This window comes from Thermopirellula anaerolimosa (assembly GCF_054657335.1).
This window is the reverse complement of sequence record NZ_BAAHYX010000004.1, coordinates 355,211-381,992: the sequence shown is the minus strand read 5'-3', so window position 1 is coordinate 381,992 and position 26,782 is coordinate 355,211. Positions and strand designations below refer to the sequence as shown.

The 26,782-nt window shown below is 59.3% G+C and carries 18 protein-coding genes and 1 tRNA gene; 5 read left to right on the top strand and 14 right to left on the bottom strand.

Annotated elements, in window-relative coordinates:
- The first annotated feature begins 153 nt into the window (after nt 1–153).
- On the top strand, nt 154–1,032 hold the full coding sequence (gene lpxA / locus ACYQ6J_RS02085; RefSeq protein ID WP_460182536.1) for an acyl-ACP--UDP-N-acetylglucosamine O-acyltransferase: 879 nt from the start codon (nt 154–156) through the stop codon (nt 1,030–1,032).
- Nucleotides 1,033–1,077: 45 nt separating this feature from the next.
- Here the strand turns inward: lpxA and ACYQ6J_RS02080 are convergent, their stop codons facing one another.
- From ACYQ6J_RS02080 to glgX, 4 genes are all read right to left on the bottom strand, one after another.
- The gene (locus tag ACYQ6J_RS02080) at nt 1,078–2,154 is read right to left on the bottom strand and encodes a hypothetical protein (protein WP_460182535.1); all 1,077 of its coding nucleotides are present in this window, start codon (nt 2,152–2,154) and stop codon (nt 1,078–1,080) included.
- Between the two features lie 872 nt (nt 2,155–3,026).
- Nucleotides 3,027–3,109 (bottom strand) — tRNA-Ser (locus ACYQ6J_RS02075).
- A 248-nt stretch (nt 3,110–3,357) separates the two neighbouring features.
- Nucleotides 3,358–4,155, bottom strand: coding sequence for an alpha/beta fold hydrolase (locus ACYQ6J_RS02070; RefSeq protein WP_460182534.1), 798 nt, complete (start codon nt 4,153–4,155; stop codon nt 3,358–3,360).
- Between the two features lie 168 nt (nt 4,156–4,323).
- A complete protein-coding gene (gene glgX, locus ACYQ6J_RS02065; protein WP_460182533.1) occupies nt 4,324–6,516 on the bottom strand; it encodes a glycogen debranching protein GlgX in 2,193 nt (730 codons plus the stop codon).
- A gap of 917 nt (nt 6,517–7,433) precedes the next feature.
- Here glgX and ACYQ6J_RS02060 point away from each other — a divergent pair.
- Entirely contained in the window at nt 7,434–7,811 is a 378-nt protein-coding gene (locus ACYQ6J_RS02060; RefSeq protein ID WP_460182532.1) for a zinc ribbon domain-containing protein, read from the top strand.
- 200 nt (nt 7,812–8,011) lie between these two features.
- Here the strand turns inward: ACYQ6J_RS02060 and ACYQ6J_RS02055 are convergent, their stop codons facing one another.
- The gene (locus ACYQ6J_RS02055) at nt 8,012–9,895 is read right to left on the bottom strand and encodes a sulfatase-like hydrolase/transferase (RefSeq protein WP_460182531.1); all 1,884 of its coding nucleotides are present in this window, start codon (nt 9,893–9,895) and stop codon (nt 8,012–8,014) included.
- Between the two features lie 461 nt (nt 9,896–10,356).
- Here ACYQ6J_RS02055 and ACYQ6J_RS02050 point away from each other — a divergent pair, with 461 nt between their 5' ends.
- Nucleotides 10,357–11,475 carry a pyridoxal phosphate-dependent aminotransferase gene (locus ACYQ6J_RS02050; protein ID WP_460182530.1) on the top strand — a complete coding sequence of 373 codons (1,119 nt, stop codon included), beginning with the start codon at nt 10,357–10,359 and terminating at the stop codon, nt 11,473–11,475.
- A 205-nt stretch (nt 11,476–11,680) separates the two neighbouring features.
- Here ACYQ6J_RS02050 and clpX read toward each other — a convergent pair whose 3' ends face one another.
- Both clpX and ACYQ6J_RS02040 read right to left on the bottom strand, forming a co-directional pair.
- Complete coding sequence (gene clpX, locus ACYQ6J_RS02045) at nt 11,681–12,985, bottom strand: ATP-dependent Clp protease ATP-binding subunit ClpX (RefSeq protein WP_460182529.1); 1,305 nt, start codon at nt 12,983–12,985, stop codon at nt 11,681–11,683.
- A gap of 377 nt (nt 12,986–13,362) precedes the next feature.
- A complete protein-coding gene (locus ACYQ6J_RS02040; protein ID WP_460182528.1) occupies nt 13,363–13,635 on the bottom strand; it encodes an SHOCT domain-containing protein in 273 nt (90 codons plus the stop codon).
- A 489-nt stretch (nt 13,636–14,124) separates the two neighbouring features.
- Between ACYQ6J_RS02040 and trpB the strand changes: the two genes are divergently transcribed.
- Both trpB and trpA read left to right on the top strand, forming a co-directional pair.
- On the top strand, nt 14,125–15,327 hold the full coding sequence (gene trpB, locus ACYQ6J_RS02035; RefSeq protein WP_460182527.1) for a tryptophan synthase subunit beta: 1,203 nt from the start codon (nt 14,125–14,127) through the stop codon (nt 15,325–15,327).
- Between the two features lie 80 nt (nt 15,328–15,407).
- The gene (gene trpA / locus ACYQ6J_RS02030; RefSeq protein ID WP_460182526.1) at nt 15,408–16,220 is read left to right on the top strand and encodes a tryptophan synthase subunit alpha; all 813 of its coding nucleotides are present in this window, start codon (nt 15,408–15,410) and stop codon (nt 16,218–16,220) included.
- 142 nt (nt 16,221–16,362) lie between these two features.
- Here the strand turns inward: trpA and ACYQ6J_RS02025 are convergent, their stop codons facing one another.
- The 7 genes from ACYQ6J_RS02025 to ACYQ6J_RS01995 all read right to left on the bottom strand — a co-directional run bounded on the left by ACYQ6J_RS02025 (nt 16,363) and on the right by ACYQ6J_RS01995 (nt 26,616).
- The gene (locus ACYQ6J_RS02025) at nt 16,363–17,577 is read right to left on the bottom strand and encodes an argininosuccinate synthase (RefSeq protein WP_460182525.1); all 1,215 of its coding nucleotides are present in this window, start codon (nt 17,575–17,577) and stop codon (nt 16,363–16,365) included.
- A 185-nt stretch (nt 17,578–17,762) separates the two neighbouring features.
- On the bottom strand, nt 17,763–18,302 hold the full coding sequence (locus tag ACYQ6J_RS02020) for a DUF2617 family protein (protein ID WP_460182524.1): 540 nt from the start codon (nt 18,300–18,302) through the stop codon (nt 17,763–17,765).
- A 493-nt stretch (nt 18,303–18,795) separates the two neighbouring features.
- A complete protein-coding gene (locus tag ACYQ6J_RS02015) occupies nt 18,796–19,995 on the bottom strand; it encodes a BBP7 family outer membrane beta-barrel protein (RefSeq protein WP_460182523.1) in 1,200 nt (399 codons plus the stop codon).
- Between the two features lie 587 nt (nt 19,996–20,582).
- A complete protein-coding gene (locus ACYQ6J_RS02010) occupies nt 20,583–21,986 on the bottom strand; it encodes a hypothetical protein (protein ID WP_460182522.1) in 1,404 nt (467 codons plus the stop codon).
- A gap of 137 nt (nt 21,987–22,123) precedes the next feature.
- Entirely contained in the window at nt 22,124–23,149 is a 1,026-nt protein-coding gene (locus ACYQ6J_RS02005; RefSeq protein ID WP_460182521.1) for a creatininase family protein, read from the bottom strand.
- 45 nt (nt 23,150–23,194) lie between these two features.
- Nucleotides 23,195–24,661 (bottom strand): DUF4832 domain-containing protein, encoded by a 1,467-nt coding sequence (locus tag ACYQ6J_RS02000; protein ID WP_460182520.1) that lies wholly within the window; start codon nt 24,659–24,661, stop codon nt 23,195–23,197.
- A gap of 164 nt (nt 24,662–24,825) precedes the next feature.
- Nucleotides 24,826–26,616 carry an arylsulfatase gene (locus tag ACYQ6J_RS01995; RefSeq protein WP_460182519.1) on the bottom strand — a complete coding sequence of 597 codons (1,791 nt, stop codon included), beginning with the start codon at nt 26,614–26,616 and terminating at the stop codon, nt 24,826–24,828.
- Nucleotides 26,617–26,782 lie beyond the last annotated feature (166 nt).

Below are 26,782 nucleotides of genomic sequence, written 5' to 3'. Positions count from 1 at the left end.
AGGCGACTTGGCGTTACAAATCGCTAGATTCGGCGGCGATTCGCAATGCTCCAAGGGCAAAACAGTGGTCAGCGAGGCGTTTGCCGTTTCGCCTTCGCGCGGCATTCAGCTAAAAATTCGCTTTTCCTTGGCGAGAAACACGGAGGTTACGCCATGGCCGTAAAAATCCATCCGTCGGCGGTCGTCAGTTCTCTGGCTGCCATTGGTGATGACGTAGTGATCGGTCCCTTTTGCGTCATCGAACCGGAAACGGTCATTGGCGATCGGTGCCGTCTGGAGAGTCGCGCGGTCATCAAGACGGGTACCGTGTTGGGAGAAAACAATTGGATCTTCGAAGGCGCCGTTTTGGGCGGCATGCCGCAGCACGTGCACATGCCGGAGAGGCCGGGCAAGGTGATCATCGGGTCCGGAAATGTGATTCGCGAGAATTGCACGATTCATCGCGCGCTGGATGAAGAGGATGCCACGTTGGTGGGGGACAACAACCTCTTGATGGCCAACGTACACATTGCCCACGATTGCCGCGTCGGTAACAACACCATCTTCGCCAACAACGCGTTGTTGGCCGGACACGTGACGGTGGCGGACCGAGCCTACGTATCGGGTGCCGTGGCGGTGCATCAGTTCTGTCGCATCGGGTCGCTCGCCATGGTGGGCGGTCAAGCCCATATCACGCGCGACGTGCCGCCTTTCGTCACCATCGACGGTCTCAGCAGCCATGTGGTGGGGTTGAATCAAATCGGTCTTCGCCGGGCCGGATACTCGACGGAAACCATTGACATTTTGAAGGCGGCGTACCGCGTTGTTTATCGTAGCGGCCTCATGTGGAATGAGATATTGGAGCAACTGCGTACCGAGTTTTCGGAACCTCCCGCCTCGCTGTTCTATCAGTTCCTTTCGACGACCACCCGCGGAATCATCCCGGAACGCAGGTTACCGCCCGGGGCAACCCTTAAACTTCGCCGCGCCGACGGGAGTAGCGACGGCGCGGAAGATGAAGAAGGACCGCGGCGTGTGCGGGTAACGGGGTAATTTTGCCCAGTCCTGCGCGATCCCAGTGCACGATTGAGATTCCTACTACGCCGTCCCCTTCGACGCGGCGGGATCCTGTTTCTCTTGTGCCCGCGACGGCAACTTGGTTTCAGTCAGGTGCCGCCGAGCGGGTTCGTCGAAGAGCGGATTGCTTGGTGGGAAAAGCTCAGGGTGCAATAGTTGTGCGAGCGTCCAGGCGAGGCAAGCTTCGAGGTATGCGAAATTGACCTGCGGCAAGGGAGCGCGAAGCAAGGCCCGCCAAAGCCATTGTCGCGGATCGCGGAGCGGGGAATTTTTCCCCTTTGCAGCCATGATCCGCAACTGATTCTCCACGGCGGACTCGCCCGCCCACGCTTGCGGAAGCAAATGACGGCAGAATATTTTCGCCGCGATTTCCCGAGCGGCACGTTGAATGCGACAGGCGCGGCGTGTTCCCCGTTTGCTCAGCCATCGGCAGATAAACTCGGCTTGTACGGCTTTCTTGAACATCAGGACCGAATGCGGGCGGTTCGGCCTGATTTCGGCAAGGGTTCGTTTCGGTATCTTGCGGTCGAACTCGGTCGGTATCATGAACCGCGGCAGTTTCCAAGCGAAGAGATCGCCCACCCGGACCCACAACTTGGCGGCCTCAAGCGTGTGGGGAATGGCCCAATACTCGTGAAACTCTCCGGCCAACGTCGCCTTGAAGAGGCTCAGGATTCTGTCATTTTCGTCTCGAAGCACGGCGGTTTGCAGTCGGCTTAACGAGTGGTCGTATCGGGGAATGAAGGGTCGTTGCAGCACGGTCGGGCCCTTCCTCAAGGCATCCGTCAAGGAAAGAAAGCACGGCGTACCACCGTACACCACGCTGATCTTGCCCGGCGGACAGACCTCGCCCAAGGCTGCACGCGCTAGCGCCTGATCCAAATACGGCAACACGGCGACCACGGCGGCCTGCTCGCAGAGAAATCCGAGTCGCTCTAGTGATGACACGGCCTCTACCGATTCCCCACACCCCACCACGACGCTTTCCCGTTCCGCATCCCACCAGACCGGCAGGCATCCGGCGGTCGCGTCGCGACGCTGAAAATTGAAGTTAACACGACATCCCGAAGATTGCTCCGCGGCGTTTCGTTGAGACATAAACCCCTCCCTTCTGTGAAGTGCTTAGATTAGTGATGCAACAAAACACTAAAGCTGCGATGCGAGAGTTGACTCCTCGAATGAGTGTGTAGCGGCGACAGTGCGTTATGTGGGTGTGGCTTGTTGTTGGTTTGCTTTGTTAGTTGTCGCGAAGGTATTATTATGAAGATATCGTGGAATAACATGCGTGCTACAATGCAGAAAAAGAAGATGTGTAAAGAGTGCTATTATGGCGCGGTCAATGCTCGCGCAAGTTGTGTATGATGCCCGCGGCAACGCCGTTGCACGCGGCATTCTCAGTTTAATGCGTGTAGTCTCGATCGAATGTGTTGGTGTGTATGAGTGTATTGGCTGTTGTGGAATCCATTGCGGTCTATTCTATACGGATGATGCACAGTGTCAATAGTCTACCTGCGTGATAGTATGCATATGCCTGTCGGTGTGCCTATGGAGAGTTTGTAATACAGAAATAACAATAGAAACATGGTCATATATCAGTGTGCTGTAATAGAAATAAATACATATCAAAGATGTGCTGCACCGGTGCGGTGTGCCGCTTTAAATATGCCGGGTGGGCGCCGATCATGTCGAATGGCGCGTTGGCGATCGCTGGGAGGGCAGGGCGATCAAGGAGCGAGTTCGTCGGGGCCCGGTGAGAACGCAGGGCAGGGAAGAGGTAACCGGTTTCGGCTGTAGGGTTTCAGCACAATCGCTGAAAGTCGGGCAGCGATCGAATAGAGACGATAACCGCAGCGAGCGGAAGAGGGCCCGCGTCGCGATGGGGCTTGATCAGGAGGAGAGTCGCGGATTTACCCGCGCAGTCGGCGCAAAGGAAAGATGAAAGAGAAGTTGATCTCTTGTCAAGACATTAGCGGAGGGCACGGGACTCGAACCCGCAACCCCGTGAGGGGCACCTGATTTCGAGTCAGGCTGCTCACCAATTCGCATACCCTCCGAGTGGGGATTGCGCCCCAGTTGGCGCCATAATAGCACATAGCTTTCGGGATGACAAGGCTCCCATGTTCTGCTTACCGCACGGGATGATCGGCGGTTTTGGGTAAGTGGCGGTCCTCGCCTATCCCGCGGGGGCAGTCCACCCCTCCCACGTTCAGGAAGGTAAGGATGTACAGTTATCGTCTTAAGGGGGTATCGTCTTAAGGGTGGGCCGATCGCGACGCCAAGCCGACTACGACTTCAGCGACTTCAAAGCGACTTCAAATAGTCGCGCAGGATCGCGTTGAATTCGTCGGGCCTTTCCATCGGCGTCATGTGTCCGGCACCGGGGATGACTTCAAAGCGGGCACCGGGGATGGCGTTTGCCATCATTCGCATTTCGGATGGTGGCGAGAGCACGTCGAACTCGCCCGCCACGACCAATGTCGGACAAGGAACACTCGAGAGCAAGGCCGTGGAATCGGGACGCTCGGCCATGCCCAATGCAGCGGCGGCAATGCCTTCCGGAGACGCGCGGCGCATCATGTCCTCCAGGCGAGTCACGCAATCGGGCCGCTCTTTTCGAGTTTGCTCGGCAAGCAGTTTGGGCAACATTTGGCGAATCACGACTTCGGAGCCGTCTTGTCGAACGGCGGCGGCCAAGCGATAGCGATTTTCGCGGACCTCGTCGGAGTCGGCGGTGGCGCGGGTATTGCACAACACCAATCCTCGAAGAAGCCCCGCGTATTTTCGCAGGAATTGGAAGGCTATGTATCCGCCCATCGATAGGCCGCACAAGACGACACCCTGCGACGCGATTCCGACGCCGTCCGCCAATTCGGCCAGGTCGTCGGCAAACCTCTCCATGGTGACGATCCCGGGCGTGACACCGCTGGCGCCGAATCCCCGCAAATCTGGGGCTAAGACCTGGCAATCGCCGGAAAACTCGGCTATTTGGGCATCCCACATGGTGTAGTCCAAGGGAAAGCCGTGCACGAAGACGACCGGCAGACCTCGACCTTGAATCTCGACGGCTAAATCGACCCCGGCTATATGACGGCGTTGCATGCGTCACCCCATTCGTGTCGAAACGATACCCGTTGCTCTGATAGAACGATCACGCGCGGGACGTCGCCGAGGTTTGGAATCCTGCGCCTTCAGTGGGTTTTGCTGGAAGGCGTGATCTCTCGTTCGCGATGCCCGCGACCGTGCCGTGGACGCGTCTCTACACGTATTCTACAAGAGGTCCGGCGAGACGTAGACCACCAGAGTGCGACCGGGGAGTTTCAGGGTCCAATCTGCCGGCGGCGGAGGGCCGTCCAGGTCGGGGTAGATATCCTCCGGCGGGAAACGCCCGGTGTCCAAGAAGAGTCGCCAGGCGAAGCTGCGTGCATAGGGCGGAAACACGAAGCGAGTCGGTTCCGGAGCAGGGTGAAAGAACATCAGAATGTGATGGTTGGGGCGTTTGGGCTCTTCGCGATGCGGGAATGCCGCCAGCAGACAACCGAGGGTTCGCTCTCCGTTCGACCAATCCACCGGTCCGCCCTGCGTGTTGAACCAGCTGACGTCCGGCAATCCTCCAGGCCGAACCGGCAGACCGGTGAGAAAATCCCGGCGGCGCACGGTGGGTTCTCGGCGGCGGAATCGGATAAGGGCTTGGCAGAAACGCCACACCTCTCGGTGTCGCGGAACGCGCTTCCAATTGAACCACGATACCGAGTTGTCTTGGCAGTATGCGTTGTTGTTGCCGCGTTGCGTGCGTCGGCACTCGTCTCCGAAAAGGAGCATGGGCACGCCTTGGCTCAGGAATAGCGTGGCCAGCAGATTCTTGATTTGGCGGATGCGGACCAGTTCGATGCCGCGGTCGCGGGTAGGTCCCTCCACGCCGTAGTTGTAGCTGTTATTGTTGTTGTCGCCGTCGCGGTTCTCCTCGCCGTTGGCTTCGTTGTGCTTGTGGTTGTAGCTGACCAGGTCGTTGAGGGTGAATCCGTCGTGGGAGGTGATGAAATTGATGCTGTGGTAAGGGTAGCGGCCTCCCGGTTGATAAAGATCGCTGGAGCCTGCCAGGCGTGTGGCGAAGGCGGGCATCATGCCCGGATCTCCCCGCCAGAATCTGCGGACGTCGTCGCGATAGTGACCGTTCCATTCCGCCCAGCGGCAGTGGGCGAAACCGTCGGGCCAGCAAAGGCTGGCGAAAGTGCCGACTTGATAGGCGCCCGCAGCGTCCCAAGCCTCGGCAATGATCTTGGTATCGGCCAGCAGCGGGTCCTCTGCAATCGTTTCCACGACCGGCGGATTGGGCACCAAGTTACCGGCGCGATCGCGACTGAGGATGGAGGCGAGGTCGAAGCGGAAGCCATCCACGTGGTAATTGTGGACCCAATAGCGGAGGCAGTGGAAGATCATCTCCCGAACGATGGGATGATTTCCGTTGACCGTGTTCCCGCAGCCCGTGTAGTTGCGGTACTTTCCACCGCCGTTCTCCAACATGTAATAGACGCGGTTTTCCAGGCCCTTGAAACTGAGGATTGGGCCATGCTCGTTTCCTTCGGCGGTGTGATTGAAAACAACGTCGAGAATGACTTCGATTCCGGCCTTGTGGAGTTCGCGGACCATCTCCTTGAATTCGCGAACCTGGGCGCCCGGTTCCTTGCTGACGGCGTATCCGCGATGGGGCGAGAAAAATGCCAGGGGATCGTAGCCCCAGTAATTGCGGCGACCCGGCATGCGGCCGAAACAATCCAGGATGGGGAACTCGTGGACCGGCATCAGCTCTACGGCAGTGACGCCCAACGACTTCAAGTACGGGATCTTTTCGATGATGCCGAGGTAGGAGCCGGGAAATTTGACGCCGCTGGTCCGAGAGCGAGTGAAGCCTCGCACATGCATCTCGTAGATGACGGTCTCCGAGATGTCGCGGCGGATGTGCCGCGTGCCCTGCCAGTCGAAATCATCGTCTACGACCACGCATTTGGGAGGCCGGATGATGCCGTCGACCGCGGGGAGAAAGTCGCCGGCCAATGCCTTGGCGTACGGATCAATGAGTCGGGCTTTGGAGTCGAACCGTTGGCCCGCTTCGGGAATCCACGGCCCATCGGCTTGAAGATGATAGAGTTGTCCGGCCTTCAAGCCGGGGACGAAGACGCTCCAAACGTCGCCCCAGCGGTGATCCTCGCCGTTCAGGTGGACGATGTCGAAAGGCTCGCGGTCGTCGACGTGACGGTAGAGCAAAACTCGCAGCGCGGAGGCCGATCGACTGAAGACGACGAACTGGACGCCGTCCTCGTGCAGGATGGCGCCGTAAGGGAGAGAATGCGCGAATCGCAGCGCCGTCGGTCGTGCCAACATGGATAAAGTCAACCGCTGATCGCTCTGCCCCGGAAAGTAATCAATCTCTCCAGGGTACCATTGATGCGTGTCTGTTGCCATGTTGTCAGCTCTTCGATTGCGGAAACTTTGCGGAAAAATTAAGTTCGGCGGCGCTCAGATGCGGCGAAACGGCGATGGTGTGCGTCTCATGCGAGCCGGCGTGGAACCGGAGATGCCGGCGTTTTGGCGGCACATCCGTCACACATTGCCTAGGCATTGCCGGGCGATGGACGGGGTATTGTCCGTCGCGGCGGAATACGGAGACCCTGCTTGGAAACGCGAGCATGGACTCCTATCTTCTCCCGATCGGCAATCGGAGGTGCGGGGCAAGAATGCATCGGCCTGCCACCCACCGATCGGAGCATTCCGAAGAGTTTCGATGACCGAGGTTTTCGGCGGAATCCGTGACACGGTTCGGATGGGTTGCCGAGCCATGATCCAGGATTTCCTACTCTTGCAAATGGGAGCGATCTTGATGCTCGCGCTTCGCCGGTCGGTAAAAAGCTGAAACCGCGGTGAACGATGCCTTATTGATGGGAAACTTGGCGGTCGTTTGGAGGAGTCACTCATTACACGAATCATTGCACGGATGCTCGCATTGGTGTGATCTTCTGAGAAAATGCTTGTTCTGGCAAAAAGAAATTCAATTTCTCGGGTGCAACTACTTGTCGCCGCATTCGGACTTTGCTAGAAATATCGTTAGTAGTAAATGTTTTCGCGATTTGACTGTGATATACGGAGGATCGTGTAATTTCTTCAGGCGATGTCGGGGCGGCGGTGCGAGTTGCAATATGAACGTATGACCGCGGGATGTCGTCCAAGCTTTGGTGCGATTTCGAATCGGGGTAGGCGTTGGGGACTCGGTTATGTAGCGGTTGGAGGCGGAGTGATGCCGGGTTGCGATCGTCCCGTGCGACGGAATTCGGCGACGCCCCAAGCACCTTTTGCTCCTCGGTTCTTTTTTTGGGAGTCGAATCATGGCGAAGAAGGCATTGGCCGGTAACGTGGTGTTGGGTCGTGGGCGCAAGCTTTGTCCCGATTGTGGAAAAGTCGTCGCCGCTAGGGCAAATCAGTGCGAGCATTGCGGGCATCAGTTCGTTGCCAAGAGGGGGCGCCGGGTACGTCGCGTTGCGGTCCGCGCTTTCCATCGACCAAACGTCAAGGCTCGCGCGGTTCCCGCTCCCGACGCGGAAGATAAAGTCATCGAGTTCGCCAATCAGCACGGCGGGTTGAAGTCGGCCACGCAGTTGGTCGAAGACGTATTGCGGCTGAAGACCGAGAGCGGCCTGGATGTAGAAATGATCCAAAGCGAGTTGCAACGTTTGGGCAAGATTTTGGCGAACATCCAGCAATGACGCGAGGGGCGGCGCCGACTTGCGCGACAAGAAAGTTAGGGCGGTTCACTCCATGGTGAACCGCCCTTTGTCATGGTCATTGCTCACTGGATGGTACGGCGACACGCGCGCTCGCCGAGATCAGCGTTAGCTTGCGGCGGTCTCAGCGATTAGGGGTTGTCATTCTCCGCCCTTTCGGACCGGATCCGATGGCGCCGCAATTACGGCGCAACCGTCTGAAGGAAATGTTCAGCTAATCGCGGAATGCCGTCCTTGAACCGATTGTGAACGGGCGCGACTTCCGGGTGTACATACTTCTCGACAACATCTCTCAAACCGGCGGCCAAGGGGCCGAGGTCGTCGGCAACCGTCAAGGCCAGCATTGCGACGTAAGGCCCATTATTCTCGTAGGAAATCAGCGTCGCTAACGTTTTCAGGGCTTGCTCGCGTTGGGCGTCGTTGCCGAATCGCCCCAAGGCCCAGGCCGCGGCAATTCGTGCGGACGGAGATGGATCGTTCAGCATCTCCGCCAATTTCCTTTCAGCCTGTTGCACCGCTTGCTCGCCGTGCATCAACAGGCCCAAAGCGCCCCAGTAGCGAACGGCGGAGTCTTGATCGTCGAGGTAACCGATCAGGGCCTGCACATCTTGTGGGTTGAGATAGGAGGCTCTTTCGGCGGCTAGGAGAATACGGGGCAGCGGATAGCCTCGACCGTGACCGTAGTCGTACGGGGTGCGCGTCCCCGCTCGACTGTGAATTTCGGGTTCGGGCAGGAAGCCGAGGTCGCGCGTAGCCAGAATATGATCGCGAAGCGCCCTTTCCAGGCGAGATTGAACCTCGCGATATTCGGGACGACCGGCTAGGTTGTTGACTTCGTCGGGGTCGGTTTCGAGATCGTATAGCTCCTCCGGAGCACGCGGACGTTGCCAAAAGTACGCCTGTTGTTGCGAGAGCTTGCCCTCATCGAATAATTGTCGCCACACTTGGGTCGTGGGTGTTTGGAACATGTACGTCACATGCTGTCCCAACGGAAAATAAGGCATGTAGTTGCGGATGTAGACAAAGCGACCGTCGGTCACGGAACGGATCAGGTCGTAACGTTCATCCATTCTTCCCCGCAGGCCGAAGAGAAAGGGTTGCGGTTCGGATGCGTAAGGCCCCAAGAAGGCGTGTCCTTCCATCCATTCCGGCGGTCGAACCCCGGCGAGGCTGAGAACGGTGGGGGCCAAATCTACGAAGCCCACCAATCGCTCCGTCTTGCCGCCCGGTTGATAGTCGGGCGGTGCCAAGTGGCGAAACTTCGGTGGGATGTACACGATCAACGGTACTTGCAATCCGGAGTTGTATGGGCAGCGTTTGCTGCGCGGCATCCCCGAACCGTGGTCGCCGTAAAAGAAGACGATCGTGTCGTCGGCCAAACCCGCCTCTTCCACTTCTCGGATCTTTTCACCTGCCATGGCGTCCATTTCCGTGATTCGGTCGTAGTATTGAGCCCAATCACGACGGACTTCAGGGGTATCCGGATGGTAGGCGGGTACGCGGACCTTGGCCGGATCGTGGATCAGATCGTGCGGTCGGTTGCGAATCTGGCTCTCATGCGTGATGGTGAAGTTGAAGATCGCGAAAAAGGGTTTCCCTGCCGGGCGGTTCTTCCAATGGGCTTTTCCCGAGGATTCGTCCCAAATTCGTCCTTCGTTGATCAGGTTGTAATCCTCCTTGGAATTATTGGTGCAGTAGTAGCCCGCTCCCCGCAATATTTGTGGGTAGAACGAAAACCGCTGGGGAAAAGGGACCCAACTCCGCATATGTTCGGCGCCGGTGGAACTGGGATACATGCCCGAAATAATCGCCGTTCGTGCCGGAGCGCATACGGGGGCCGTGGACCAAGCGTGCAGATAAATCACTCCCCGTTGCGCCAGTGCGTCCAAGTTGGGCGTATTGGAATAGGCGTCGCCGTAGCAGCCTAAGTGCGGGCCGGTATCTTCGCACGTGAGCCAAAGGATGTTCGGACGGGCGGCGGGGGCAACCGCCGGTTCCAATGCCGTCGCCGCCGCGGGAAAAAGCAATGCCGCAAGGAAAGGTGCCGCGATCCAAGTTCTCATCATGGCCTCCCACGCTCATGAAACCGTTTGTGAACCGATCCGTACGTCAACGGGCGTTGTTGACGGCCGTCCGGTCGGTGCGTCAGCACTGGTGCCGGATTGCTCCTAGACGCTGTCAAACACCGATCAGTATAGGTACGCGGAACTCGGCGCACAACGTGCAAGCGGGCAAGGATGTTCCGGGGGCGTCGCGAAGCAATCAACCTCCAAAGGTTTCCATGCCGTCTGTGGTAGGTGGAATTCGAGCGGGTGTCGCCGAACGAAGAAAGCGCACCCACCCCGTTGCATGATTCGCTTGGGTGCGCGAAACTGACGTATTCGACGGCTTGCACGGAAGAATTATCGTGTGAGGGTGCGTAGCGTTCTAGACGCGTGTTGCGGGAGAAGAAAATCCCTTGGCCGATAAAAGGTGAATCGGAGGCCTGTCGGTCCGGCCTACTCTGACGTTGTTGGGGATCTTCGCGATGACGGAAGCACATCCGTGGCTTGCTCGGCGCATGACTCGCTTCGATGCGTCAGGCATTCGTAAGGTCTTTGAATTGGGAGCCAAATTGAAGGATCCCATCAATCTTTCCATAGGACAACCTGATTTCGACGTCCCCGACGAAATCAAAGAGTGTGCCGCGGAGGCCGTTCGGCAGGGCAAGAACGGCTATTCCTTGACGCAAGGCGTGCCGGCATTTCGCGAGCGTCTTCAAAGCGAGATTGCGAAGCGGTACAACGACCCGGAGCGAGAGGTATTCATCACCAGCGGTACCAGCGGCGGCTTGATGCTGGCCGTATTGACGCTGGTCGATCCCGGCGACGAGGTGATCGTCTTCGACCCGCTCTTCGTGATGTACGATGCCTTGGTCCATGTGGCGGGCGGCGTTCCCGTCTATGTCGATACCTACCCGGATTTTCAAATCGACGTCGGTCGCGTGGAGGCGGCGTTGACGGCCAAGACGAAGATGATCATCGTCAACAGTCCGGCCAACCCCACCGGAGTCGTTCTGAATTCTCAGTCACTGCGCGATTTGGCGGAGCTTGCGCGACGGCGGAACGTGGCGCTGCTCAGCGATGAAATCTACTGTGATTTTTGCTACGACGAACCGTTCGTATCACCCGCGGAGTACAATCCGCAAACCATCGTGGTGGCGGGTTTCAGCAAGAGTCACGGCATGCCCGGTTGGCGTCTGGGCTTCGCGCACGGTCCGCGAGAAATCATGCAGCAGATGCTGAAGTTGCAGCAATACAGCTTCGTCTGTGCACCGCATCCCCTGCAATGGGCCGGGCTGAAGGCCATCGATTACGATATGCGACCGGCTTACGATGCCTACAGGCGTAAGCGAGATCTATTGGTCGCCGGGTTGCGCGACTACTACGACCTGGTGACGCCGGGTGGGGCCTTCTATGCGTTCCCGCGAGCCCCTTGGGGGACGGCGACGGAGTTCGTCACGGAGGCCATCGAGCGGCATGGATTGTTGATCATTCCAGGCGCGGTATTCAGTCGACGCGATACCCATTTTCGCATCTCGTACGCCGCCTCCGATGAGACGATCAGCCGGGGGATCGAAGTCTTGCGAAAGTTGGCGCGGAGATGAATGGTCCGGCGGAAGACGCCGCGCCGCATCCGGATCGAGCCTTGATTGCCGGCTCCGACTGAGTCCGCTCAACACGACGGCGACCGAGTGGTAGTCGCCCAAATGTTCGGTCGCCGATTGACGGGGGTCGCGGACGAGTCGCCGGGATCGTTGCGGCATTCCCTCGAGAAATTTGCGGCCGGTTCCGCGCGATCGGGAAAGCGGTTTATGCACTTTTTTGTTGAGCGGTGGGTTGACCCACCAGGGGCATCCGACCCTCCACAACCTCCGTGTCCACGACGTAGCGGAGTCCGGGCGGTTGATCGGGCAGTGTATAGAGGGCGTCGATCATGATCCCCTCCACGATGGACCGCAAGCCCCTCGCACCCGTCCCGCGATCGTAGGCTTTTCGAGCGATCAGCTTCAAGGCCGCTTCGGTGAACTCCAATTCCGCGTTCTCCATGGCGAACAGTTCCTGGTACTGTTTGACCAGGGCGTTCTTCGGTTCGGTGAGAACGCGAATCAGCGCCTCCACATTAAGCGGACGCAAAGTGCTGAGAACCGGGAGTCGCCCGATGAACTCGGGGATCAAACCGAACTCCACCAGGTCCTCGCTCGTCACGTGTGCCATGAGGAAGCGGTTGCGTTCCTCATCGCTCGCCGACTCGCCCGAAGGCGACACCGACATGGTGGAACTGAAACCGATGGCGCGCTTGCCTAATCGCCGCGCGATGATGTCTTCCAGTCCGACAAAAGTTCCCCCGCAGATGAAGAGGATGTTGGATGTATCGACCTGGATATACTGTTGCTCCGGGTGCTTGCGACCGCCTTGAGGGGGGACGTTGGAAACGGTACCCTCGAGCATTTTCAAGAGCGCTTGTTGAACGCCTTCGCCGGAGACATCGCGTGTGATGGAGACGTTGTGGCCCGTCTTGCGGACTTTGTCGATCTCGTCGATGTAGATGATCCCTCGCTGTGCCGCCTCGACGTCGAAATCGGCGGCGTGCAGGAGTTTGAGCAGGAGGTTCTCGACGTCTTCGCCGACGTATCCGGCTTCGGTCAGGGTGGTGGCATCGCCGATCGCGAAGGGAACGTCCAGCATGCGGGCGAGGGTCTGAGCCAAAAGCGTCTTGCCCGATCCCGTCGGCCCGATCAGCAGGATATTGGACTTATCGATCATCACGTCGGAGGAACCGTGATGCATCAATCGGCGGTAGTGCGTATAAACCGCCACGGCCAAGACTTTCTTGGCTTCCTCCTGGCCGATGACGAACTCGTTCAGTTTTTCGACGATTTCGCGCGGCGAGGGAACTCTTCCGAAGAGGGGTCTTGTCGTACCCCGTCGCTTGCGTTCCTGGTCCAAGATGGATTGGCACAGGTCGATACACTCTCCGCAAATGTAAACATCACCGGGACCTTCGACGAGCGGTCCGACGTCGCGGTAGCTCTTGCGACAAAAGGAGCAGAATGCGTTCTTCTTGGTGCTACCGGTACCACGGCGTCCGGATGTGAAATCCCGTCCTGTCGGCATGATCAATCGTCCTGAAAGTCTCGCGGGCGGTTGTGTTACGGAATCGGATCTCGTTCCCGGTTCATGCGGCGGCGGCTTTGGTTGGGTTTCGGCGGCGGAGGACGACGACCCTCCGACACGTTGTCAAAAGTTCGCCGTAAAACCCTTATCTTCCCAAAGGTATTCCCAGCAGGACCGCGTGAAGCACAAGAGCTAAAAACGTCATCGGACGCTGGGATGAATCTGCTGCGGATAATGGGCATTTCCGCAAATCAACCGAATAACCATCAAGACGCATCCGTACGTTAAAGTCTACCTCTCGTAGCTTCGGCCCGCGTCAAATTCGCACCGTCGTGTCCGGTACTCCAAAACGGCGCCGGCGGCAGCGGGGGCGCGCTCTATTTTTTCCCGGGTCCCGAACGAAATGTCGTTGGTGTGCCTTCCGCGGACCGCAGGCGGTCTCGTATGGCGCGGTATTCGCTATCATTCAATCGCCCATCGGCCTTCATCGAAGCGAACTCGCGGAGCATGCGCTCAGCCTGGTCCTGCGAGTCGCGTCGGGCCAGAGCATCGCCGCGAATGCGCCGGACGAGCCAAATTGCGATGCCGATCATACCCAACGCCACCGCCGACCAGAAAAACAAGCGACCGAGGATGGCGATGCTATGCATTTTCGAAAATCTCGCGTCGAAACCGAACGGATCAGCTCGCGGCAACCGTCATCGCATCAACCGGAACGCCTCGCCGCATCGGTATCACTCGATCGTACACGACACTTTGCACCGGTCTCTGCCGATCTTGCCGGAAAAGCAGGATGATTGTGGATGTCGCGGAATCAAAAACCTGATCAAGATAGTATGGCGCCCCTGTTACGGGGGGGCGAAGCAAGGCACTCGATGTCGCCGCGGACCACCTTAACATTATGGGCCTTGGCATCCTCCGGGTCTACCTGGATTTGCCTAAACCCGGTCGCTGCTTTACGATAAGCATTGGGTAATGGCGAGGTTTTGGGTTTGCAAAGTGACGTTTTCGTTTCAGCAGGGCGATTCGCGCGAACAACGATCAGGCGTGTGCGGTCCTTCGCAGGTGGGTCAAGTTTTTTTAGATTCGCGACAAGTTGCGACAGCTGATTGGTTCAACAAGACGCAAGGCTTGCTCAGATGGCTTCTCTGACCGACGTGCCCGATGCTTTGGGCCGATTTGGAAATTTTGGTGGAAGATATGTCCCTGAAACCCTCGTTCAGGCACTGGAGGAGTTGGACCGCGAATACGTCGAAGCTATTGCCGACCCCGAATTTGGGGCTGCTCTGAACGCCCTGTATACCCATTACGTGGGGAGACCATCTCCTCTGTATTATGCAGAACGGTTGACGGAGTTTTGCGGGGGCGCTCGGTTGTTCTTGAAGCGGGAGGATTTGAACCATACCGGCGCGCACAAGATCAACAACTCGTTAGGGCAAGCTCTTCTGACGGTCCGGATGGGCAAGCGGAGAGTCATAGCCGAGACGGGCGCCGGTCAGCATGGAGTGGCGACTGCCACCGCTTGTGCCCGGTTCGGTCTGGAATGCGTGGTATACATGGGGGAGGAGGATATCCGCCGGCAGCGCCCCAACGTTTTCAACATGCGGCTTTTGGGCGCGCAAGTCGTGCCGGTGGTGAGCGGTTCGAAGACTCTCCGCGATGCCATCAACGAGGCTATGCGGGACTGGATGAGTTCGGTGCAGTTCAGCCATTATTGCCTCGGTTCCGTCACGGGACCGCACCCTTTTCCGCGGATCGTTCGCGATTTCCAATCGGTCATCGGGAGGGAAACCCGACGCCAGTGCTTGGAGCAGTTCCAGCGGTTGCCGGACTTGATCGTGGCGTGCGTGGGCGGAGGGAGCAACGCGGCGGGAATGTTCTATCCCTTCATTGGAGACGAGGCGGTGGCGATGGTGGGGGTGGAGGCGGGCGGACGTTCCGGTCGTCTTGGCGATCACGCATCGACGCTTTCGTACGGCAGTCCGGGCGTCTTGCACGGTACGTACTCGTACGTGTTGCAAGATGAGGACGGTCAAACCGCCGACGTCCACTCCATCTCCGCCGGGTTGGATTATCCCGGCGTCGGCCCCGAGCATAGCTACTGGAAAGAGACCGGGCGGGTCATCTACACGAACGTCAGCGACCGGCAGGCTTTGGAGGCGTTCCAGACACTGGCCCGAATGGAAGGGATTCTGCCGGCGTTGGAAAGCGCCCATGCCATAGCCAAGGCGATGGAGTTGGCCTCGCAGCGGTCCCCGGAAGAGATCATCGTCGTTTGTCTATCCGGTCGCGGCGACAAGGACGCACAAGAAGTGGCGCGGTTGTTGGAAATGAACGATTAGACGTGGCGACTCAGGTTCGTTGTCAACGGCGCACTCAGCGTTCTCCTTCCGCCCGCGATTTGCTAGGGAAACAGGCTCCGATGTCCAGGATTCAACAGGTTTTCGACGAATTGCGCAAGTCGGGTCGCAAGGCCTTTATGCCGTTTGTTACGGCGGGAGATCCCGATCTTGGGTTCACCAAGGAGCTTATTCAAGCCTTATCCGACGCCGGCAGCAACCTGATCGAGGTCGGAATCCCGTACAGCGATCCCATCGCGGACGGTCCCGTCATCCAGGCGTCGTACACGCGTGCGTTGGCGCAAGGCGTGCGATCCGGGGAAGTACTCAAGACGATTGCCGCGATCGCGCCGCACTTGAGTGCCCCGGTGGTCCTGATGGTGAGTTACGCCATCGTGTTTCGCCGCGGTCTCCCGGAATTCGTGGACCGGGCCGAGCAGGCCGGCGTCGCGGGGTTGATCGTGCCGGACTTGCCGATCGAGGAATCCGAGGCGTTGCGCGAAGCGTGCGATCGTCGGGGGATGGATTTGGTGCAACTGATTACGCCCACCACGCCGCGTCCGAGGGCGATTCGAATCGCGGAGGCCGGGAGAGGCTTTCTCTACTACGTGTCGGTGGCGGGTATTACCGGAGAGCGCCGCGAGTTGCCGAGCGAGTTGGTGGACAATCTCGCTTGGTTGCGGGCGCAGACCTCTCTGCCTATTTGCGTGGGATTCGGAATCAGTCGGCCTGAGCACGTGCGACTACTGGCGCCGGTGGTGGACGGAATCATCGTAGGCTCCGCCATTGTGCGCCACCTTGCCGCGATCGGAGAGAAGTCACGCGGGCGCGTTTTGGAAGAGATCCGGGATTATGTCGCGGAATTGGTTGCCGCTCTTCCAAAATCCGCCGAGTGATTCGATGTCCATTGGGCAATCGCGACGGAATCGACGCAAACTCCGGTGTTACGCGAACTCGACGCATTGGATCGGAGGATCGCGTTCTCTTCTCTTTCTACGATTCGTTCAGGGGCGTTGACGCAGCGGAGTCCCGCGTCGATCAGAACTCTCGCGGCCGAAGTCGGGCCTGAACACGGAGCGGCAGGCCCTGGATGCGCAGAAACCCTTCGGCGTCGGTTTGATCGTATTTCCCGCCGCCCTCCATGGTTGCGATCCCTTCGTCGTACAAGCTGTTGGGACTCCAACGACCGTCCACGGCGATATTGCCCTTATACAACGACAATCGCACCTCTCCGGTGACCGGTCGCTGAATTTCCCGAATCATGGCCAGGAGGGCATCCATTTTGGCGCAGTACCAGAAGCCGTAGTAGACCATCTCGGCCACTTCGGGTGCGAGGCGGTCGCGGAGGTGCATCACGTCGCGGTCCAGCGTCAACTGCTCGACTTGACGGTGAGCAAAATAGAGCAAGGTCATGCCAGGCGATTCGTAAACGCCGCGACTCTTCATGCCGACGAAACGGTTTTCCACCATATCGATGCGGCCGATGCCGTTACGGCCGCCGACGGCGTTGAGTCGTTGCACGACTTCGTAGGCAGAGCAAGGCTCGCCGTTGACCCGCACCGGGACGCCCGATTCGAAGGCGATCGTGACCTTCTCACCCTCTTCCGGGGCTTGACGGGGCGACGTGGTCATGCCGAACTCGACCAACTCCACGCCGTTGACGGCAAGATCTTCCAGTTTGCCCGCCTCATAGCTGATGTGCAGACAATTCTCGTCCGAACTGTACGGCTTGGCGGTCGTCGCCTTGACCGGGATTTTTCTTTCCTCGCAATAGGCGATCATCTCCTTGCGACCGGGAAAGCGTCGGCGAAAGTCTTCGCGTCGCCACGGGGCCAGAACGCGGATCCCCGGTTGCAGGGCTTCCGCGGCCAATTGGAAGCGGCATTGGTCGTTTCCCTTGCCCGTCGCACCATGGGCGAAAACATCGCATCCGCGTTTTTTCGCCACCTGCAAGCAGACTTTGGAAATGAGCGGCCTGGCAATGGACGTCCCCAAGAGATACATGCCTTCGTACATCGCCTGCCATTGCATGACCGGGAAGGCGAAATCACGGCAAAGTTCTTCCTTGGCATCGACGATTTCCGCGGACCGAGCGCCGATCAGGCGGGCCTTGGCGAGGATGGCTTCGCGATCCTCACAGGGTTGGCCGAGGTCCACGTACACGGCGTCTACGTCGTAGCCTTGCTCGATCAACCAACTCAGGATGACCGATGTATCCAACCCGCCCGAATATGCCAAAACGCATTTCGCCATGAGATGCTCCCTGACGGCAGGAAAGAGGATGCTGGTAAAAACGGCCGAGAAGACGAACAATCCCGCAACGGTCGCGGAAACCTTCATTCTGCATCGCCGCCGTCAGACTGACAAGGCGACGCATGGGGCTTTGGAGGGAGGGTCGGACGCACAAATTCGCCGGCAACCGGTCGGCCCACGAGTCGTTACGGGAGGCGGAAAACCGTGGTACTGCGCACTAGCGCACAATCGTCGGGAAAGGTATGGAAGGCCTGGATGCGAAGGCTTTTGTTGCGAGTTTGATGGGCGATGAAGCTGATCGCGCCCAAAGGCATGCGACCGCTGGAATTGAATTGAAAAAACAACCCCTGTCCCGGACCTTCGCGGCTGAGTTCGTGTTGGAACATCCAAAAGATTTCGGGTTGCACGCTCTCGATCTGGATGTCGATCGAGTACGAGACCCCGCCGCGGCCGATGAATTCGTCGTGGTGCTTGGCTTTAAGTTGATGAAACATCAAGCGGCGGCGAATCGGCAAGGGATGATTGACCGCCGTGGAGACCTCAGTCCACGTCAAGCCCTCGTATTGCCAAGTCACGACGTGGCCGGTGTTCGTGATGTCGATCTTGACCTGGTAGTCGCCGCGGGCGACGGTCTTGGAGGCGTGCACTTCGAACAATTCCGGATGCAGCGGTCGCCCGTAGAGCACATATGCCAGTTCGGCGACTTTGGGTCGAACACTCAGCACGAGTATATTCCTTATCGCGAATCCGCAAATTCGGTCCCATCTTCGCAGCGATGCCGCGGTTGCCGATCGACGACGTACGGTACCCAAGAATCACCGAACAAGCCGACGGGCACCGCCGTCCCGATCGCATCATTTCCACGCTGCTTCGGCCTATTATAAACTCGCGTTTGATGGCGACAAAGGGTGTTTTCGGAGGGCGTTGCCGGTTCTTGCGAAGCCGGCTCGGTTGGCCGAAACCGGTCTTGACAAACAAGTATCGGGATCGCTTTGCCGAGTTTAGGGGGCGTCAAGAAACGCGATCGACCGGGCATCCTTCCCGGTCGATTCGCAGCCTCCGTCGCTAACCCGAGGCAAACGGCGTCAACATCCGTGTGACACCGGCTTACGCCATGACCGAATGTTCGAGGCTGTTTCTCAAAGGTGCAACTTGCCGCACTGATAGGTGCTTTCCGTTCCGCCGACGTTTGTGGCCCGAGTGTGTGACGGGTGTCGATCAGCGGTTGAATTCCACGCCGGCGGTCACGCCGTTGATGAACAGATCTTGGTTGTTGCGATCGAGCGAGATGCCCATGTTCGGCACGCGATACACGACCGCGTTGGAGGCCCGGCCGATGCCGTCCATCCACATGCCGGTCCAACCCACGCTGAGGGCCATGCTGCGGGTGACGTTATACTTGATCGCCACTCGCAATTCCGCAGAGGGCGACCACTCTTCCTCCGTGGCCGAGTTGGTGAAGGCGGTGGGACCCATGTAGAGAGGCAGGTCCTCCTGAGGCCCGGCCAGCGGATCGAGTTGGCTGCCCAAGACGCCGTACTGATTGTAGTTCTGGAAGTTGAAACCGGCGAAGAATTTGGCGGTGCTTTCGAAGGTCCAGCGATCGAACGTGCGGAAGAACCGGATGCCCGCCTGGGGACCGACCACGTGATTCGTCGCTCGGGTATACCAGAAGCTGTCGGCGAGGATGCCGCCGAAAGCATCGACGTTGAATTCTTCATTGAATTCGAAGTACCGGACGCCGAGGTAGATTTCCCAGAAGGTGCCGTGACGCGTGGGGTGGAAGCGGTACACGTAGTTCAGTTCCGTGTTCCACGTCTTGACGACATTGTCCATAACCAGCCCCCACGTCGGCAGAGGGTTGTCATTGTCGTCCAGCACGATGGGGGCCGTGAACGTGACCGGCAGATTCTGGATGTCGGTGAGGGCGTCGTCCACGTAGCCTTGCAGCAATCGCTTGAAGGGCGGAGGCCCGAACTCCGGGTCGTCGAAGACGACGTCGGCGTTGGGCAGTTTGTGGACGCGTCCGTACGTGGACATGAAGAACCCGCTGAACATCAAACCTTGATGGTCTTCCATGAAGCCGGCTTCCACGCGACTACCGTCGGTGAACCGACTGCCGATCCAGGTGTTGTCGGCCGTGCTGGTTTGTTCGCGGAAGACGTCGGTGTCGTAGTACACAGTTCGGGAGGCGGGCGGAGCCACACCGACCGAGGCGGCGTCCGGCTTGGAAATGCTCCAGCGTAGATACTCGCCGCTGATAAAGAAGCCTTCGTTGGCCCGAGCGCCGCCTCCGAAAGTTCCCGGATTGGCAGGGGCGAAGTATTGCATGTCGGGAACTTGGGCGTGAGCCGACATGCCGCCCAGGGCTACCATCGCGCCGATCGCCAGCCACAGTTTGCTGCGTCGTAATAGCATGGCTCTTGTCCACCTCGATGTGCGCAAGTGTTCGGTTGACGCCTCTACGTGCCGTCTCACTAGAACGGTCAATAAGGGGTTGCGACGTTAATATCGGACAAACGGCTCGTGCGAGTTGAGAAAGAATGGCAAACCGTAACGAAAATGCCGTGCGGTTTGGCGGGAGTCGCCCGTTTCGGTGTCGATAATCGCGCCATTCGAGAGATGGGGTTGCAATATCCGGCTGATAAAATCCCCCAGACTGCGTAATCTTCCCATTGCTTTGCGAACATCTGTCATACGCCATCATGACGACTTCATGGAGCTGCCCGCTGGTACTGAGATTTGGGGTTTCAGAGTGGGATGGGCAAAGTGGGGCGTTAGAACGGGATCGTGCTGGTTCCGTAGGCGCGGCGACGGGAAGTCCCGCCTTGAATTAGCAACCGTTTGCGTGGAATTGCCGGGAACGAAGAGGCGGATGGCGCAGAGAATCACGTCCACCGCGCCATCGAATGGAACCGGAGATCGCAATACTTGTGAGTATGTTTCGGATAAGGCCGAGCACTCCACGGGTTCTCGCAACCGTGAGGCGGCGCTTGCGAGCGGAGTCACTCCGACTCGCACACCCAGACTCGCTCGACCGCCGCACCGGGGAGGTCTTTGGTCAAGATTCTTACGGTGAGTTGGGGGTAGCCCGGCGGGGCTTCAAAAACGGTTTCCGCCGAGTTCCCGTCTTTCGGAGTCAAAACGACCCGTTGCACGGCGGGGGTATTTTGCTCGCCGGGTCGTTTGCCGGGTGGGGCAAGAAACTCCACGGAGGCCTCCGGTTTCTTGAAGATGGCACCGAGGCGGTACCGCTTTCCGGGTTGCAGGGCGATGGTTGCGCTAGCCCAGGCGTCGACCCCGGATTTGGTCCAGCGACCCGGTTGCCCGGGCTGAAGGCTTTCCAGACGGAAGTCCGGATTGTAAACCAGGTTGCCCGGCGGGTCCGTGGGAGGCAATTGAAAATGCAGTTCGACCGATTCCCCTTGCTTCAATACCGCCTCCAACACTTGGGCTTGAGCGCCGGGACGGTAAGCTAAGATGGGGTACAGACCGGGCGGCAAGTTGCGGAAAGAGAACCGATAGGTCTTCGCATCCGGATCGATGCCTTCCGTCAAAGTTGCCAGGGTGGCGTAATTCGTGCCAAGCAGCACGATGCGTACCTCTTGGTCGTCGTTGCCGGGCAGGGGAGGGACGATGACGGTGCCCGTCAGCCCGGCTTGAGGGGAGTCGGTCGGAGCAAGTCCTAGCGTTAAGACCGTGTATAGCATGTCGGCGGTGACCCTCGCCGCTTCCAATGCGGATTCCAGGATGATTGGCTCCACGGCGCCGCGATTCGGGTTGGGTGAAGATACGAGCGGCAGCGCCCGCTCCGCCCGTTCGGCGGAAAAGACGATCAGGCCGTCGATACGCCGTTTCAGACCCTGCCAGGCTTCGTCGTCGGTATTTCCCAGCAATTGAGGCTGATAACCTTCGATGGAGATTTGCTTCGCGTCGACCCAATTCTCCAGTTCGGAATGGTGGGGACAATTCGGCTTGGCGTGAGGCGGTGCTCCCACGTCTTCGACAAAATGGACCAGCGTACCGAGTTGGCGGCAGGCGTTGATGGGAGTTTCCGTCCGCAGTCCCTGCAATGCTCGGCGGAAGTACACCTCGAACGCAGGTTCGACCGCCGGCATGACGTGGGACACATGATACGGCAGTTGGGGAACGAGAAGATAATCGTCCGCGTAATAGGGGCCGAGATCTCGGCCCCGCCAGTCGGGCATCAAACAGTACTGCGTCAGCGCCGCGATGTTTTCTCGCCCCAATGCTTGCTCCCACTTCTCCATTTGGGGGACGACGTTCAGGGCGGCACGGGTGATGTCGGGATGCGGTCCCCAGGCATACACCGGCAGGGCGGACGCTAGGAGAAAGGGCAGGGCAGGTAGCGCGGTCCAAAACAATCGTGGTCGGGTTCGGAGGGACATGCTCATTCTCCTTCTCGCGGGATGGCGTTCGGGAATCTCCCGTTGGACTGCGATGAGCGCGGGCGGCGTTGGCGCTCGGGGTCTGCGTCGTCCTTTACTTCTCGGTTCCCTCCGGCGCTCAGCCGAAAAATGTGCCGCTATAGTTGGGCGGCCATGGACTGGATCTCGTCGAATCGTCTTTCCAGTAAACACTCGGCATAGCGATGGAGCACGCCGTTTCCGATGTTTCGCCAAGCCGCCCAGACTTTGCCGGTCTCGGCGGCCAACTCTTGCTGCCGCCGCACGATCGCCGCTTCGGCGTCGGCGAAGGCACGCACGGTCGAACCGTCCCAGTTAGGCATGTCCGTACTGAGTGCGGACAATCGTCGAATGATGGTGTCCGCGATCCGTTTCCCGTCGTCGGCGTTCGCGAACCGTTTCGGGTCTTTGCCGCCCACTCCTTGATGGGGGGCTTCGCCGAGTCGCGACAAGTCGACGGTCGGCGGATCCAGGTACATCATCAGCGAGGTTTCTCCCCAGGCCGCATGGTCGCCGAGATAGCCCTCGTCCAGTGCGAGAATGTACTCGGGCGTGCCTAGGACGGGGATGCCCAAGCAGCGGGTCATTCGCGCGCCGACTTCCCGCACAACGATCTGTTGTGCCGCGCCGTAGTGGCCCGTCAGGATGATTATCGCTTTGAAACCCTGCCGGGCGGCCTCCATGGCGAGCTTTTCCAGCCAAGGGCGGAGCAGGACGGAGAAGGTTTGATCTTCGGGTTCCATGACGAAGGTGTGAGGTTGATCCAGCCCGCCGACCCCGCCGAACAGCGGCGGTGCAACCAGGCCCCCGCCGCGCTGGGCTGCCCGAATGCACAGCATATGCGCCTTGACGGCATCCAGTCCCACGACATTGTGGAGTCCGTGCCATTCGATCGTGCCGATGGGTAAAAAGAGCGTACCGCAAGCCTTCGTGCGGTCCTCGATCTCTTTGGGACGGAGCAGTTCCAGGCGGACTTCAGGATCGCCGACTTGAAAGTTCGTTACGAGAGAGGGAGGCGGTATGGTCCCGTCCGTAGCGACTCCGTCGGCGTCGGCGACCGAGGGGGCGGCTACTCCCGAAACGGCTCCAGCGGTTGCGGCGGCGAAGCCTTGCACGAACACGCGTCGTTTCACGGGTTCGGACATCGTAACACTTCCTTGGATCGTCCGGGTGCGGGACGAAGCCAGAGCTCAGCGTCCCTGCCGCACGGAGAGTCGGCTCAGGGGGTACCATCCGTCGCTCTCGCGACCGGCAATGGCAAGACGTACGGTAGGGACTCGGCTCTGTTCATCAAGCACGGCGGCGGAGACCTCGTAATCGCCCGGTGGTAGTGTGGCGGGCAGGGGGATGCCGATTTCCATGGTCAGCGGTTCGCCGGGCGGAAGTTCAGGCGGTTGTTTCATGAAATCGTCGGTGAATGGTACGACGGTGCCCGGCATCAAACAGTTGACCGTAAACTCCGTCACGCAGATGTGCTGCACGCCTTGTTCGTTGCGTAAGCGGATGGCGACGGGATAAGGCCGGTAGCACGGGGCGGAGCCCACGTTCTGCCACGTCATGCGGATTGTGACGGAATCTCCGGCGATTGCCGTGCTCGCGTGTACCCATTCGCGAAGTACCAAACGGTAACCCAAGCGTCGCAAGAAGCGGCGAATCTCCTCGTGGACCGCAGGATCGTCCGGCAAAGGGGCGGACTTATTGTTGATGTACGAAGCGTGCAGCGCCAGGGCATAATCGAAGATGTAGCGGAGGGACCAGCCCTCCTGGACCCATTTGCGAATGTCCCAGCAGGTTTCCCATGCCACGGGCGCGGTCTTCCAGGCTTCCAAAGCCTTCGCCCCGGTGAGCGTTTGCGGGTAAGCGTTACGCATGTGACACCAATTCCGCGTGAACCCTCCCATGTCGCCCAGGCAGTCGGCCCTCCACCCGGTCCCTTTACCAACCGCATAGCCGAGCATCTCCGGTCCGTCCATGAGCATGAGCAGCGGCGTGTTCCGAAACGCCTCGAGATAGGTGTCGATGACTTTCCGCAGGTTCTCAGGGGATGGCATCGAAAGTCCCTCCGTGGCGCTCAAGTGCCATTCGCCCCACCAGCCAACCGAGCCGAGGTCGATGTGATCTATGTCAGGATTGCCGTCGTACTTCTTTCCGAGGCGGCGGATGAAGTCGAGATGGGCCTGAAGCGTTGCGGGGTCGTCGAGATCCGGGATTTCCAGCGGTCCGCGACCCTGGTAGCGGACCGCGACAATCCTGCCGCCGATCTCTCTCAACCACTCGGGGTGGTAAGGATTGGCCGGGGTCGTGGAGCAGCACATGACACGGAACGCCAAACGCTGCCCGGCCTCGCGAGTTTGACGCAGCACATCATCCAGAAGCTCTTCGTTGAGAGAGCCCGGTCGCGGCTCCAGGTCGCGCCACCCCCATCGGACATAGTGCACGGTGGAGGGTATCCAATGGGGAAGATTGCGGTCGCGGTCCGCCGTGTGATGGAAGGTTTCCCAGCCCATTCCGGGGTTGGGAAGGATGTCGTCGATTTCTCTCGGGATAACGCGGATTCGGTTTGGCTCTGCCGCCCAACCTATGGTGGCAACGCAGCAGGCGAGCACGAGGACGCATAGCATCGGGTAGAAACGGAATGGGGCGAATCGGTGGCCCATCTCAAAAACCTCCCTCCGGATTCATCGCGTTTCGTGAAACGTGCGTGGTTCCTCCGGCATTCCGTGACGTGTTCGGCAGCGAAACCGCGCTAATCTAACGCCGCCGCGATGCGTTCCAGGCTCCGATTCCCGGAGTGCCATGATCCCACCTCGCAGGCCGACGTTCATGGGGACTGCGGTTCGGCTTCGGAGGATGCCGCTCCATCCAGGTAGGCGACTTCAACGAAATAGGCCCCTCGCAACTCGGTATCGCCGTCCATTAAGAAGGTCTGAAGTCGAGTCGGGCCCGCAGTTTGATTCACACGGAATTCCACGGCCTGGGCGCCCGGAGGGATGTCCCGGACCCACTCTTGATCGCCGATGACCAACCGTGCCCGTCGCCCGGCAAGGGGATGGCTGACATACGGCGGACGATCTCGCAGTGTGATCCGATACTCGCCCGACCGGGAAAATTCGACGGCCCAAAAGCCGTTGCCGGCCGCCCCGCGGGAGATCATGGTCTGATCCCAGGGTATTTTTTCGCCGTGCCAGTCGTGGCAAGTCAGTAAAGCGGGATTCTCTTGCGCCGTTCCGAGGACCAACGGAACGTATTCCCCAAAGCGTGAGGAGACGTCTCGGTACCAGCGTTCGTAGCGCGAACGCAACTCTTGCACCACATCAGGCTGAGCAGAGGCAATGTCGTGGTTCTGGCCGGGATCTTCGACGATGTCGTAGAGTTCGTTGCCGTTGATCAACCGATAGCGGGGTGTAAGCACGGACGACAATCGCCACGGAACGGGATGCTCAATACGGTTGACCTGAACGAAGATCGTCCGATCCGGGTCTCCGCCGGACTTGCCATCGAGAATGGGGCATAGGCTGACGCCGTCCAGCGGCATTCCGCCCTCTTTAGGCAGGTTGCACAACTCGATCAAGGTAGGCAAGAGGTCGATGTGAGCGGTCAAACCGGGGACGTCGCGCGGTTGGGACCAGCGGTCGGGCCACCGCAAGAAGCAGGGGACTCGGTGCCCGCCGTCGTAGGGAGAGCCTTTGCGTCCTCGCATGCCGGCGTTAAAGCCGTTGCCGGCGGTACCGTTGTCGGTCATGAAGATGACAAGCGTATTGCGAGCAAGGTCCCATTCGTCAAGGGAGGCCAAGAATCCACCCAGGTTTTCATCGAAGTTGGTCAACATGCCGTAGAAGTTCGCCAAGTCCTTGGAGACGCCGGCCGCCCGATACGGTGCGGCGTAACGATCATCGACTTGCCAAGGGCCGTGTGGTACGTTGGTCGGCAAATAGACGAAGAAGGGGTGATCGCGGTGTTGAGCGATGAATTCGCGGGCGCCGGCGAAAAAGACGTCCGTGCAATACCCTTGGCTCGGCTCCCAGTTTCCGTCGTTCCGTAGCATGGGGGAAAAATAGGTATTTCCCCAGTAGTCGGGAGTTTGCCCGATCCCGCCGCCGCCGTGACAAAGCGCATGCTGAAAGCCGCGGTCGATGGGGCGGTACGGCGCATTGTCGCCGAGGTGCCATTTTCCGAACATAGCCGTGGCGTAACCGGCCCTGGCGAAATACTCGGCCATGGTGGTCTCGTCGCCGCGCAGGATGGATCGCCCCATAATGGTGTGCCAAACGCCGGTTCGGCATGAATACCGGCCGGTCATCAAGGCCGCCCGCGTGGGCGAACACGTGGGATCCACGTGGAAATCGATCAGCCGAAGGCTCTGCGAAGCGAGGCGATCCAGGTTGGGCGTTTTGACAATCGAGTTTCCGTGAAAGCCGATGTCGCCGTAGCCTTGGTCATCCGTGACGATCAGAATCACGTTGGGTCGAGACGCGGACGACGAGCTCTGCTCCGGGGCGGTTTCCGCGCTTCGAGCAACGAACTGGGGCCAAGTTGCCGAAAGAAGAACCGCTGTAAAAACGATCCGTGCGGCGCGGTCCTGCGGGCCGGAAATACATGGGAAGGTCAACATGGTGCATCCTCCTGCCGCAGCCAGGATTGAGAACATCGATTGACGGCCGACACGGCAACGCGAACGGAAGCCGAGTTCGCCCGTCGTTAAGGGTCTGGAACGTGCTTCACCCGAGCGAGGCGCATTTAAGGATACCGTCGCGGTGTGCGGAAAACTACCGACCGAA

Bases quoted from the DNA above. Each gene is read 5' to 3' on its own strand.
- lpxA (WP_460182536.1), top strand. From the start codon at position 154: ATGGCCGTAAAAATCCATCCGTCGGCGGTCGTCAGTTCTCTGGCTGCC.
- ACYQ6J_RS02080 (WP_460182535.1), bottom strand. From the start codon at position 2,154: ATGTCTCAACGAAACGCCGCGGAGCAATCTTCGGGATGTCGTGTTAAC.
- ACYQ6J_RS02070 (WP_460182534.1), bottom strand. From the start codon at position 4,155: ATGCAACGCCGTCATATAGCCGGGGTCGATTTAGCCGTCGAGATTCAA.
- glgX (WP_460182533.1), bottom strand. From the start codon at position 6,516: ATGGCAACAGACACGCATCAATGGTACCCTGGAGAGATTGATTACTTT.
- ACYQ6J_RS02060 (WP_460182532.1), top strand. From the start codon at position 7,434: ATGGCGAAGAAGGCATTGGCCGGTAACGTGGTGTTGGGTCGTGGGCGC.
- ACYQ6J_RS02055 (WP_460182531.1), bottom strand. From the start codon at position 9,895: ATGATGAGAACTTGGATCGCGGCACCTTTCCTTGCGGCATTGCTTTTT.
- ACYQ6J_RS02050 (WP_460182530.1), top strand. From the start codon at position 10,357: ATGACGGAAGCACATCCGTGGCTTGCTCGGCGCATGACTCGCTTCGAT.
- clpX (WP_460182529.1), bottom strand. From the start codon at position 12,985: ATGCCGACAGGACGGGATTTCACATCCGGACGCCGTGGTACCGGTAGC.
- ACYQ6J_RS02040 (WP_460182528.1), bottom strand. From the start codon at position 13,635: ATGCATAGCATCGCCATCCTCGGTCGCTTGTTTTTCTGGTCGGCGGTG.
- trpB (WP_460182527.1), top strand. From the start codon at position 14,125: ATGGCTTCTCTGACCGACGTGCCCGATGCTTTGGGCCGATTTGGAAAT.
- trpA (WP_460182526.1), top strand. From the start codon at position 15,408: ATGTCCAGGATTCAACAGGTTTTCGACGAATTGCGCAAGTCGGGTCGC.
- ACYQ6J_RS02025 (WP_460182525.1), bottom strand. From the start codon at position 17,577: ATGGCGAAATGCGTTTTGGCATATTCGGGCGGGTTGGATACATCGGTC.
- ACYQ6J_RS02015 (WP_460182523.1), bottom strand. From the start codon at position 19,995: ATGCTATTACGACGCAGCAAACTGTGGCTGGCGATCGGCGCGATGGTA.
- ACYQ6J_RS02010 (WP_460182522.1), bottom strand. From the start codon at position 21,986: ATGTCCCTCCGAACCCGACCACGATTGTTTTGGACCGCGCTACCTGCC.
- ACYQ6J_RS02005 (WP_460182521.1), bottom strand. From the start codon at position 23,149: ATGTCCGAACCCGTGAAACGACGCGTGTTCGTGCAAGGCTTCGCCGCC.
- ACYQ6J_RS02000 (WP_460182520.1), bottom strand. From the start codon at position 24,661: ATGGGCCACCGATTCGCCCCATTCCGTTTCTACCCGATGCTATGCGTC.
- ACYQ6J_RS01995 (WP_460182519.1), bottom strand. From the start codon at position 26,616: ATGTTGACCTTCCCATGTATTTCCGGCCCGCAGGACCGCGCCGCACGG.